Source organism: Flavobacterium sp. Leaf82 (assembly GCF_001422725.1).
Taxonomy (GTDB): Bacteria; Bacteroidota; Bacteroidia; order Flavobacteriales; family Flavobacteriaceae; genus Flavobacterium.
On sequence record NZ_LMMA01000035.1, the window covers coordinates 130,796 to 143,074 of the forward strand.

Here is a 12,279-nt window from a genome sequence, read left to right on the forward strand (position 1 = left end):
CGTACTATATTGTAGGGATGGATTTTAATCCATTCTACGCATGCAAAATCGTCAATCTTTGTCGAGCTTCTCGCGAAGATTTCTCGTGCCTCGAAATGACAAAAAAATGCTTAATCGTTACTAAAAAAACTTTGTGTCTTAGCGCCTTCGTAGCAAAAACAAAAGCATTAAAAAAAGGACGATACTATATCAAGTATCGTCCTTTAAGGTGAATTTAATTCACATTCTAAAATTAGATTTCAGAATGCCGCATTAAGCGTACAGTTTTTGGTAATCACTAAAAATGAAGACTAAACGCAGGTTATTAATGCCGATATAGTATGAAAACAGTCTAATTTTTATTAGACTGTATTGAATACATAATCGGTATTATTCGTTTATGATATCGCCTTCTTTAGTTTCTTCGCTGGCAATTTTCACCAGTTTATCTTTCAGGTTCAAATCTCCGAAGATTTCAATTTTATCGTCGATTTCTCTTCCTCTTTTTACGTTTACTCTTGTTGCTTTGTGGTCGATCACTTTAATTACATACATACCTTCAGCAGAGCTCACCAATGCCGATTTTGGAATTACAAATGTGCTGTCTTTTGCGTTAAGCGGTAAAAGCACTTCGGCAACCATTCCTGGCAAAAGATCTTTTTTGGTATTAATAACGTCCATTTCTACACGCTCAGAACGTAACTTTAAATCTAATGCTCCAGACATTCTGGTAATTTTAGCTTTAAAATTTTCAGGCAATGATTTTACATTAAAATTCATTTCGTCGCCCTCATGTAAATATCCTGTGTAAAGCTCAGGAACAGAAACCGCCAAACGCAATTTATCCTGCTGCTGAATCGTCAATAAAGGCAAATCAGATCCTTTTCCTGCCGGACCAACAAACGTTCCTAAGTTTACGTTTCTTGCTGCTACAACTCCGTCAAAAGGAGCACGAATTTCAAGATAACCTCTCATAATCGACACTTCTTTGTGTGCTGCAACTGCGGCTTGATATTGTGCGTAATCTGAGTTTTTCTTTCCGTTTGCCATTTCTAAGTCATTTTTAGAAATAGTTCCTTCGACTTTGCTCGTTTCATACAAACGGTTGTAAGTACTTTTGCTTGTCGCATAAATGGCTTCCATTGATTTTAGTCTTGATTCGGCAGCAGCCAACTGAGAGCTGATTTCCGGTGCTTCAAGAACGATCAAAAGCTGTCCTCTTTTTACTTTGGTACCAATATCTACTTTTAGCAATTTTACAAAACTGCTTACTTTAGCATATAAATCTACTTGTTGAAAACCAGTTAATTCGGCTGGTAAACGCAACTCTGTCGTTAGTTTTTCTTTCTCTAAAGAAATGGTTTCTGTTTTAGGTTCAATTTCTGCAACAGGAGCTTCTTCTTTCTTAGAGTTACAACTAGTTAGAAAAAATACGGCTACAAAAAATAATGCGGTCGATTGTATAATGTTATTTTTCATTTTTTGGATTTAATGATGAGATATAATGGATGCTTTCTTCGTCTTCAGGATCTAAGGAAACAGATTGTGTTGTTGTTTTTTCTTGTGCCCATGCAAAGATAAGCGGCAGGATTAGCAATACGGCAAAAGTCGAAAATAATAATCCGCCAATTACGGCTCTACCTAACGGAGAAACCTGATCGCCGCCTTCGCCATGACCAATTGCCATAGGCAACATTCCGGCAATCATCGCAACAGATGTCATGATAATAGGACGAAGCCTTAAAGCCGCAGCTTCACGTGCCGATTCTAATGCATTACCATTTCGTTTTCGAAGTTGTTCAGCATTCGTAACTAATAAAACGGCATTTGCGATCGAAACCCCAACAGACATGATAATACCCATATACGATTGTAAGTTTAGCGTAGAACCTGTAATAGTAAGCATTAATAAAGCGCCTAAAACTACTGCCGGAACTGTTGTTAAAATCACTAACGAAACCTTGAACGATTGGAAATTAGCGGCTAACATTAAGAAGATTACAAAGATGGCAACCAATAATCCGACTTGTAAACTGCTTAATGTTTCAACCAATACCTTACTCATTCCAATTGGGGTAATAAACAAACCACGTGGTAACTCTCCCAATGAACTAATTGTTGCATCTACATCTTTTACTGCCGTACCTAAATCTGTCTGGCTAATGTTTGCTGTAACGGTAATGTATGGCATAGCCCCTAAATTGTCATTTTCACCACTTACAAATCCGGGTGTAATTTTTGCAACGTCGCTTAAAACCGGACGAAGCGAATTTCTTAATACCGGAATTTCTCCAATATCGGTTTTGCTTTTCATCTGGTTTAGCGGTACCTGAACCTGAACATTGTATGATAATCCGGCTCTTTCATCGACCCAGGTATTTTTCTCTGTATATCGTGATGATGAAGTCGACGCAACTAATGATCGTGATATATCGTTCATGTCAACGCCCAGTTCAGCTGCACGGGTTCTGTCGATATCAATATTCATTGCCGGATAATGAATGGGCTGACCAATTTGTACGTCTCTGAAATAAGAGATTTTCTTTAGTTTCTCTACTATCTGAGTTGCATATAACTCATTTCGTTTCTTGTCTTTTCCGGCAATACGAACTTCGATTGGAGTAGGAGATCCCTGGCTCAAAACTTTATCCGTCAATTCGATTGGCTCAAAAGAAAGTTTTACATCCGGAAGTACTTTTTTAATTCTCGCTCTAAAGTCATCCTTAAAGTCATCCATATCCGTATGATATTCTTTTAAACTCACCTGAAATACTGCTTCATGCGAACCTGCCATGAACAAATAAATTGGGTTAATCGAGAATAAAGATGGGTGTTGTCCCACATAAACAGACGAAATTCCGATATGTTCTTTGCCCACCATTTTTTGCAATTCTTTCAAAACAATGATTGCTTTTTCTTCGGTACGTTCTAAACGGGTTCCGTCGGGAGCGCGCATTCTTAATTGAAACTGACTTGAGTTTACTTTTGGGAATACATCTTTTCCGATGAAATTAATAAAGAGAACAGCCAAAAGTGTAATTCCGATAAGGTAAACTAAAGCGGTTAATTTTTTATAAGGAAATAATCGATCCAGCGTTCTCATAAAACGGATTCTGAAACGCTCAAAAGCACCAATTTTTCCGTTGTTATTAGTATCTACTTTTTCAACATATCCTTTTTTCTGCGTAATCAGGTCTTTTTCAGATTCCGGTGTTAATCCGCAGGCATTAAATTCTGCTTCATCATCCGTAATAGTAGGTTCATGTTCGTGTTTTTCATGTCCTTTCATCAGCCAGTTTGCCATTACAGGCACAAAAGTCTGAGAAAGTAAAAAAGAAATAACCATCGAGAATCCAATTGCTAAAGCCAATGGCAAGAACAACGCTCCCGGAATACCAACCATTGTAAAAGCTGGTGCAAAAACTGCCAAAATACATAGTAAGATCAATAATTTTGGCAAGGCGATTTCCTGACACGCATCCCAAATGGCGAGCGCCTTGGGTTTGCCCATATCGAGATGCTGGTGAATATTTTCGATTGTTACCGTACTTTCATCCACTAGAATACCAATTGCAAGAGCTAATCCGCTTAAAGACATTAAGTTGATCGTTTGTCCGAATAATTTTAGAAATAAAACCCCTGATATAATCGAAATTGGAATCGTTAAGATTACAATCAAAGCCGCACGTTTGTCGCCAAGGAAAAGCAATACCATTAATCCGGTTAAAACCGCTCCGATAATACCTTCTGTAATCAAACTTTTTACCGAATTAATCACATAAACGGACTGGTCAAATTCATAAGATAATTTTACGTCTTCCGGTAATGTACTTTGAATTTTAGGCAACTCAGCTTTTAATTTCTGAACTACATCCCAGGTCGAAGCATCTCCGGCTTTTGCAATACTAATATAAACCGAACGTTTTCCGTTTACCAAAGCATAACCCTGCGTAATATCGGCACCATCTTTTACAGTGGCAACATCACCTAATTTTAAGTTTTGAACACTTCCTTTAAATAACGGAATATTCTCAAAATCCTTAACTTCTTTGATCGTATTATTGGTTGGTGTAATGTAGTTTACATCGCCCATTCTCACGTTTCCTGACGGCGCCGTCTGGTTGTTGATACGAATCGCTTCTACAACCTGATCCGGCGTCATATTGTGCGAACGCAATAAATCCGGATCTACGTTAACCTCAATAGTTCTTGGGCTTCCGCCAAAAGGAGCCGGCGATAATAAACCGGGAATCGAAGTAAACGAAGCACGAACATAAACGTTGGCTAAATCCTGCAATTCGTTGTTTGAGCGTATTTTACTGCTCAAAACCAATTGACCAATTGGAAGAGAAGAAGCATCAAAACGAATGATAAACGGAGGTTGGGTTCCCGGAGGAAATGCTGCCTGAATCCTGTTCGAAAGTGAACTTAATTCGGCTGCAGCCTGCGCCATATTTGTGTTTTCATAATAGGTTAATTTCATGATCATTAACCCTTGAATATTTTTGGTTTCTACCGATTTTACACCATTGGCAAACGGTAAAATGTTGACATAAGTCTTAGCAAAATAAGCTTCCATCTGGTCTGGCGTATAACCTCCAAACGGATGCGCAATGTAGATAACCGGCAAGTTCATTTTTGGCAGGATATCTACCTTAATGTCCTGGATGGCACCAATTCCGAAGAAAAATAGACCCGCAACCAATACTAATATGGAGATGGGTTTGCGGAGTGCAAAACGTATTAAATTCATTAGGATCTATAATTAAAATTCATTTATAAATAAGTCAAAATTGCCAGTAGCAGCTACTTTTAGCAAAAACGATTGCCATACATTATTATTCACGATATCGCGGTCGATTTCGGCACGGTTTAACGTATATAAAGTTTGGGTAATATCTGTAAGATCAGTCAATCCGTTTTTGTATAAAGTCGATTTTTGTAAATACGCTCTTTTTGCTGCATCGACCTGAATTGGCGCTTCGGCAAAGTTTTCAAGCGTGATTTGTATTTTATCGTCGGCTAATTTCAATTGAGATTTTAGTTCTCTGTCCGCCTGATTGTATTCTTCCTGTAATCCTTGCGAAACAAACTTTTGAGCACTTACTTGTTTGCTTGCCCTAAACGGAGTCGTCAGGTTCCAGCTAATTCCAATTCCGACTAAATAATTGGTGCGATCCGGATTTACGCCATCCCAATAATTTCTATTAAAGGAAGTTTGATCCGTAATATAATCGCTATTAAATCCTGAAGCACGCGTTTGCAAAACACCAAAAGCGCTCATCGTAGGATAATAAAAACGTTTGTACAATTTTGCCTGCTGATTGCTGTAATCAATCTTCGTTTTGTAGAATTGCAATAAAGGATGCAAACTGTCTGAGGTTACAGTTCCTCTAAGAACTTCTTTCGGGATATCGTTTACAAACAAGGTATCCGTTACAAAATCCTGAGGCGCAACGCCCATTAAATCAACTAGTTTGTTGTTTTGTTCCTTAACGAAGTTTCTCGCCAGATTCAGCGCAATTTTTGCTTTCGAAACTTCGGCTGTAGCCAATGTAGAATCGACTCCCGCCAATAATCCGTTTTTAACTCGTGCAACGGCAGTTTTCTTAAAAACTTCGGCACGGCTTAAATTCTTTTGTTGCGAAATCAATAATCTTTGGCTTGCAAGCAGATTCAAATAAGCAGCAGAAATTTTGATTTCCTGTTGAAATTGTTCTTGTTTCAAGTCATTTTCTTTTGCCTGAACATCTACTTTAGCTAAGTTGATTCTTTCTTTTGTTTTTCCAAAAGTGAAAAAATCCCAGTTCATATTGACCAGATACAATGCTCCAAAAGCAGAGTTCCAGTTTTGATCCGGCAATGCAGGTCCGGACGAAGCGGTTCCTAAACCATTAAAACCATACAAAGCACCATTTTGCCCGTTGATGGTTCCGTAATCTTGTTGTGCCGATAAGTTAAGGTTTGGCAAATAATCACGCTTGGATTGCTTGAGGCTCTCGCGTGACGCATTCGTGTAATTGCTTTTTGCTTTAATGGAACCGTAGTTTTCTAAACCTGTTTTTATTGCTTCTTTTAAAGTCAGGTTTTGAGCATAACTACCACAAGCAAAAATCAAGAAAACTAACAAAGTAATTTTTCTGAAGTACATAAAATTAGTGGTATCAAATTATCTAACAAAATTATTTGTCTTGCTTGAATTTGGGCGTCAATAAATGATGTACTGCGATTATAAATGACCAATTGAATTTGTCATTTATTGGGAATTTAAATTAAAAATTAGTGGTTAATTTGTAGACTATTTAAATTTTAAAAATGAATAAAAAATTCGATAACATATTGGATAACAAATGGTGGCAGGAAATTGCCGTTGTTGCTTTTTCCTTTACCATCTATACGTTAAAAAATGACTGGATGTTATTTAGTTCTTTAGCGTCCATATTAATGGGTGTGTTTTTCTATTTTATTTTATACATGCACGCTCAATTCAACCGTTTTTTTCTTTTGCCAATTCTATTTAAAACACAACGTCCTTTAACTTATATTTTTTTAACGCTTTTTGGAGTATTCGTTTTCTCTGTAGTTTTATACGAGATTATGATGCTCGATATGTTTAGTAATTGCCGTTTGTATCAAAACTCGCATCAACGCAGTTATATGTATCAATTGGCAAGTGTTTTGGGAACTTTGGTTTGTATTTTAAGTCCTATAATTGTATTTAAATTCTACAGGATTCATAGAAAACAAACAGATGAAGCTTTATTGTTTAATGAAATGCAGCTCAATTCGTTGAAAGGACAATTAAATCCTCATTTTTTATTTAATACCTTTAATACGCTTTACGGTATAAGTCTTGAATTTCCGGAAAGAACACCGGATCTAATTATGAAAGTTTCACAGTTAATGCGTTATCAATTAGAGAGTAACAGCAAAAAATGTGTTTCGCTGGAGGATGAACTGGAGTTTATAAACAGTTATGTTCAGCTGGAAAAAGAAAGGGTAGGATACCGTTGCGAAATCACATACGATTGCAAAATAGATAACGAAAACGCCTATAAAGTTTCACCAATGCTGTTGATTGCTTTTATCGAAAATGCCTTTAAACACGGAACTTGCGCGATAGAAAAATGTTATGTGAGAATTATAATTACAGTAGAAAATGGGTTGTTGCATTTGCATGTTGTAAACTCAATTCCCACGAAAAAAACAGACGTGGTTTCGACCAAAATTGGATTAAAAAATACTATTGAACGTTTGAATCTTATTTATGGAAAAGACTATAAATTAGATATTCAGGACGAAAATAAAAACACTTACATTGTAGATTTGAAATTGCAATTGAAAAAGTTTGTAGAATGAGAGAACCCAAAAAATGTATAATTGTAGATGATGAACCGGCAGCGCATTATGTGTTGGCGAATTACATCAAGCAAAATCCGCAATTAGAGTTGGTTTTTCAAGGCTATAATGGCATCGAAGCAATGGATTATCTTCGGGAAAATCCTGTAGACTTAATGTTTCTGGATATTAATATGCCGGAGATTTCAGGAATGGAATTGCTAAAGATTATCCCAACACATCCTAAAACAATCCTGACAACAGCTTATTCTGAATATGCGCTTGAAAGTTATGATTATGGTGTAATAGATTATCTCTTAAAACCTATCTATTTTCCGAGATTCTTAAAAGCAATTGATCGTTTTTTTGCAACAGAAAGTACAAAAGCAAAAGCAGAAACAGAAGAAACAATTGTAAATTCTGTGAGTGTAAAAGTCGATGGTTATTTTATGGATATCGAATTAGACCAGCTTTTGTTTGCGCAGAGTTTTGGTAATTATGTGAAGTTGCACACGATAAAAAGAACATATCTGGCATCGATTACAACAAGTGAATTTGAGAAATGTCTGCCAGAGAAAAATTTCATGCGCATTCATAAATCATATATCGTAGCACTGGATAAAATAGAAACTACAGACAAAGATTTTGTGGTCATTAAAAATGAAAAATTACCGGTTGGGATTACCTATAAAAGAGAATTATCTGACCGATTGAAGAAATAAACGTTAGAAATAAATTTGCTTACTAATTCAATTATTTCAAAAAAAAGAGCCTGCACAGATGAATTTCTGGCAGGCTTTTTTGATTTTTGTATAATAGACAGATAAGTGAATTTTTCGCTACGAATTCACGAACTATTATTTTTTATAAGATTCGTGAATTAGTGGTGTTTTTTATTATTTCAAACAGTTATGAAGTTATGATATAACTTGTTGTTTCCAGACAGGAAGATTAACACCTTTAAAAACCAACCATAAACTAAGAGATAACTCAGCAAGTAAACAAGGCATTAATATCGCAATACTCGAAAGTTGCGGGAATAGAATTAAAGCAAAACTGTTGAACAAGTAACAGATTCCTGCAATTGTCATTAAAACCCCAATTGCTTTAGGAAAATAACCTGATTTAAAAATCAAATAACCTTCAAACAGACATACAAATCCAAAAAAGATTAATCCTACGCCAAAACCAAAATCGTGCAGTTTGATAGAAAGATAAGACAATGTATGCAACTGATCTGGTGTAAAAGATTTTAGATATGCAGCATCTCCAAGAAAAAATAATGCGGCTAAAAGATTTAATTTATTGGCAACCAATACGGCAGTTTGTATCAAATTAAAAGACAAATTAAGCAAAGCGAGTTTCTTGCTTACAGGTTTTAAAAGATAATAAAGAATAATCATTACCGGAAGATCGCAAATTTGCATGATGAGATCCGCTGTGATTCCTATTTTCCATAAAAATTCGGCATGTATAATATTGTTTGCTGTGGCAGTTGCGTCTCCGGAAACGAAAAGTTTATTTCTGACAAATGTTTCTGCACAGAATCCCATTACTATGATAACGAGATATAATAGTCCGGCAATACGGGCATAAAGTTGTGGTGAATTTTGAAAGTTCTTTAGGTTAAATTTCATTTTTTTAAGGTTTGGTTTTAACGTAAGACGCCTGACATTTAAAATTGTTACTGCCTATTTTAACATTTTTTTATAATTTGATTAATACTTTAAAATAAAGTAGTAATTTTAATACGTTATTTTAAAGGTTATTAATTTAAAATTGGAATCATGAAAAATATTTTCTTTGTTATTACCTTTTTATGCAGTAGTTTTTTGATAGGACAAAATGGAGTTTCTCCTGATAAAATAGTTACTCCGCCAGAAAAGGTTTTATATACTTTTCAAAATGAATATCCTGGCAAAATACCGGTTTGGACTATGAAATATGTGGGTGATGACGATGACGAAATTCGTTATGAGGCTAAATATGTTACCGATAAAAAGGCAAAAGCACTAGCGGTTTATGACAATTTGGGTGTTCTTAAAGCCTATGAATTGCAGATTCCGTTAAGCCAGCTTCCGCAAAAAGCGCAGGCATATCTCAAGAAAAATTATCCTGCATCGGCAATTAAGGAAATAGCGGTTGTAGTAGACGACAAAAGCAAAACAACATATGAAGTAGGAATACAAAAAGATTCCAGATTTTATGATGTTGTATTCGATAAAAATGGCGGTTTTGATGTCATAGTCGAAAAAGATTAATCCTGTATACTTACTAAATTCAATATATTTAAAACGAGAAACCCGACATATTCTAAATGTGTCGGGTTTTGTTTTTATTGTTTTATCGTAAAAAATCACCTTCAAATTCATAATTATTTGAATATCAAACAAAATATTATTATAAGATTTTACCTACTTATAATTAGTGTGTTTGATTTTTTATTGCGTTATTTACGGAGATTAAATTTATGTATTTACTACTATGAAAAACGTTCTTCTATTCGCATTTTTTTTATGCAGCAGTTTGTTGCTGGCACAGTCAAGTGTACTGATACCGCCGGAAAATGTAACAATAGCTTTTAAAAAACAATATCCTAAAAAAGTGGCAAGTTGGTCTGTAGAATATGACAAAAGTGATGACATTAAATTTGAAGCAGAATTTAACGTGGCATCTAATATAAAAGCATTTGCATTATATTGGAGCGACGGTGTTTTTATATCCTATAAAGTGCAAATTCCCAAAACTAAATTACCTCTCAAAGCACAAAATTATCTGGCTAAAAATTATGCGGTAAAAACAATTATTCAGAATTATTTAGTTCTGAATGATAAAAATGAAGAAACTTTTGAAACTGGTATAAAAATAAGTAAGCAATTATATAAAGTTGTCTTCAATAAAGAAGGTGAAGGGATTGCTAAAATTAGAGTGAAATTTATTTAAGGATTTAATCATTTTCTCTGTTTCACTATTTTAGGATGTATTTAAAATAATAAACCCGTGAGATTTTTTTAAATCTCACGGGTTTACTTAAAAGGTAAAAGGACTTACAACATCATTCCGCCGGAAACTTCGATACGTTGTGCGTTGATCCATTTTGCATCTTCGGTACATAAAAAAGCAACTACGCCACCAATATCATCAGGCAAACCAACTCTGCCTAAAGCAGTTACTGATGCGATTTGTTGATTCATTTGATCATTATCACGAACAACTCCGCCACCAAAATCAGTTTCAATAGCTCCCGGAGCCACAACATTTACCTTGATTTTTCTTTGTCCTAACTCTTTTGCCTGATATTTTGTTAGTGTTTCAATTGCACCTTTCATAGCAGCATAAGCAGCATAGCCAGCAAATGAAAAACGAGCCAAACCAGTAGAAATATTTACGATTCCGCCACCGTCATTTATAATATTCAATGCTTTTTGAGTTAAGAAAAACGGTCCTTTAAACTGAATATTAGTCAATTGATCAAATTCTGCTTCAGTTGTTCCAATAAAAGAATTATGAATTCCGATTCCTGCATTGTTTACTAAAAAGTCAAACTTATCCGTTTTGAATGTATTTTTTAAAGCTTCTGAAACATTTGTAAAAAAAGCATCAAAAGTACCTGATTCAGCTACATTTAGTTGTAATGAAACTGCTTTTTGTCCCAGATTTTCAATCTCTTTTACAACAGCATCAGCTTCGTCTTTTTTACTGTTGTAGGTAATGATTACGTCAATTCCTTTTTTTGCGATTGCAATTGCCATATTTTTCCCTAAACCTCTGCTACCACCTGTAACAAGAGCTATTTTTGTATTTACTGCCATGATTATTTAATTGTTAATTGTTGATTGTGAATTATTAATTGTTGATTGTGAAATGCTTTTGCATTGTGCTGAAAATCTATTCGCCATAGATTAAAGGATTTAAAAATATGCTCAATCTGCCGCCCGAGCAATAGCGAACAGGCGAAGCAAATCTGCAAGAAAAATTAAACACATAAAAAGATTGTAAAAAGAAACTGGTTTCTAAAACATAGTTTAGCGATCTGTTTTCTATGATTATTTAAATAAAATGAAATGCCTTTTTTTAGCATTTACAATATCTATGATTCTATGTGTTTAAATATTTGTATTTTATAAATTAGAATGTAAAGCCTCAAAAGATGCTTTTAATTCCGGAACACTTGCATTTATTCTTGTCTCACTGGTTCCAAAGGTTAATTCTGATTTTCCTTCTTTTAGTTGTTCAAAAATAGATACGATAAAATCACTTACGCTTGGATGTGCATCATGTAAACCTACGCCGCCAAGATCTGTGTTTAATGCAGGTGGAACAATTTCGATCACTTCAATGTTTTTTGCTTTCAGGATATGACGAAGTGAAATCGTAAACGAACGGAAAAATGCTTTTGTAGCTGAATATACGGGAACTTTTGCAAAAGGGGAAAAAGCAAGTCCGGATGTTACATTCATTACCGTATTCAGCGATTCCAGCTGAACAAAAAGTGAAGTTAAATGCAATGGCGCTTCAATATTAGTAGCGATTTCGGCTTTCATACTTTCATAAAAGTCAGCATCAGTAACTGAAACCCATTTTTGAATTCCGGCATTGTTTACCAAAACATTCAAATCGCTATGGTTTTCTGCAATCCATTTGTATAGTTCAATGCGTTCTGCTTCGAGAGATAAGTCGCATACTTTTGTAATTACTGTTGGGAACTTTGCCTTAACCTCATTTAATACAGATTCACGTCTGCCACAAATAATTACAGTATTATTTTCTTCAATAAATCTTTTAGTTAATCCAAGTCCAATACCGCTTGCGCCGCCTGTTATTAGAATTTTGTTGTTTGATAAGTTCATCTTTTTCGATCTTTTAAATTGATAAGACAAAGGTAGGAGCGAAGTAGGGTTGGGGATTTGTAAATTTCAAATCGATGTTTGCGAAATTCAAATCAGATACTATAAATTTAAA

Annotated in this window: 10 protein-coding genes; 4 read left to right on the forward strand and 6 right to left on the reverse strand. The window is 34.9% G+C overall.

Going from position 1 to position 12,279, the window contains the following annotated elements:
- Window positions 1-369: 369 nt before the first annotated feature.
- The 3 genes from ASF10_RS21685 to ASF10_RS21695 are packed head-to-tail and all read right to left on the reverse strand — an operon-like array spanning window position 370 to window position 6,130.
- Entirely contained in the window at window positions 370-1,458 is a 1,089-nt protein-coding gene (locus tag ASF10_RS21685; RefSeq protein ID WP_056254124.1) for an efflux RND transporter periplasmic adaptor subunit, read from the reverse strand.
- A complete protein-coding gene (locus ASF10_RS21690) occupies window positions 1,448-4,732 on the reverse strand; it encodes an efflux RND transporter permease subunit (protein WP_056254127.1) in 3,285 nt (1,094 codons plus the stop codon). Before ASF10_RS21690 ends, ASF10_RS21685 begins: the two co-directional genes overlap by 11 nt.
- Window positions 4,733-4,744: 12 nt before the next feature.
- Window positions 4,745-6,130: a TolC family protein gene (locus tag ASF10_RS21695; protein ID WP_056254130.1), complete on the reverse strand. Its 1,386-nt coding sequence runs from the start codon at window positions 6,128-6,130 to the stop codon at window positions 4,745-4,747.
- Between the two features lie 164 nt (window positions 6,131-6,294).
- Between ASF10_RS21695 and ASF10_RS21700 the strand changes: the two genes are divergently transcribed.
- Both ASF10_RS21700 and ASF10_RS21705 read left to right on the forward strand, forming a co-directional pair.
- A complete protein-coding gene (locus ASF10_RS21700; RefSeq protein ID WP_056254133.1) occupies window positions 6,295-7,338 on the forward strand; it encodes a sensor histidine kinase in 1,044 nt (347 codons plus the stop codon).
- On the forward strand, window positions 7,335-8,039 hold the full coding sequence (locus tag ASF10_RS21705; RefSeq protein WP_056254137.1) for a LytR/AlgR family response regulator transcription factor: 705 nt from the start codon (window positions 7,335-7,337) through the stop codon (window positions 8,037-8,039). Before ASF10_RS21700 ends, ASF10_RS21705 begins: the two co-directional genes overlap by 4 nt.
- Before the next feature lie 195 nt (window positions 8,040-8,234).
- Here the strand turns inward: ASF10_RS21705 and ASF10_RS21710 are convergent, their stop codons facing one another.
- Complete coding sequence (locus tag ASF10_RS21710; RefSeq protein WP_056254139.1) at window positions 8,235-8,954, reverse strand: DUF4386 domain-containing protein; 720 nt, start codon at window positions 8,952-8,954, stop codon at window positions 8,235-8,237.
- 150 nt (window positions 8,955-9,104) lie between these two features.
- Here ASF10_RS21710 and ASF10_RS21715 point away from each other — a divergent pair, with 150 nt between their 5' ends.
- Window positions 9,105-9,578 (forward strand): PepSY domain-containing protein, encoded by a 474-nt coding sequence (locus ASF10_RS21715; RefSeq protein ID WP_056254140.1) that lies wholly within the window; start codon window positions 9,105-9,107, stop codon window positions 9,576-9,578.
- Between the two features lie 223 nt (window positions 9,579-9,801).
- Entirely contained in the window at window positions 9,802-10,260 is a 459-nt protein-coding gene (locus tag ASF10_RS21720) for a hypothetical protein (protein ID WP_056254142.1), read from the forward strand.
- A 104-nt stretch (window positions 10,261-10,364) separates the two neighbouring features.
- Here the strand turns inward: ASF10_RS21720 and ASF10_RS21725 are convergent, their stop codons facing one another.
- Window positions 10,365-11,129: an SDR family NAD(P)-dependent oxidoreductase gene (locus ASF10_RS21725; RefSeq protein WP_056254146.1), complete on the reverse strand. Its 765-nt coding sequence runs from the start codon at window positions 11,127-11,129 to the stop codon at window positions 10,365-10,367.
- 309 nt (window positions 11,130-11,438) lie between these two features.
- On the reverse strand, window positions 11,439-12,167 hold the full coding sequence (locus ASF10_RS21730; RefSeq protein ID WP_056254149.1) for an SDR family oxidoreductase: 729 nt from the start codon (window positions 12,165-12,167) through the stop codon (window positions 11,439-11,441).
- Between the last annotated feature and the right edge of the window lie 112 nt (window positions 12,168-12,279).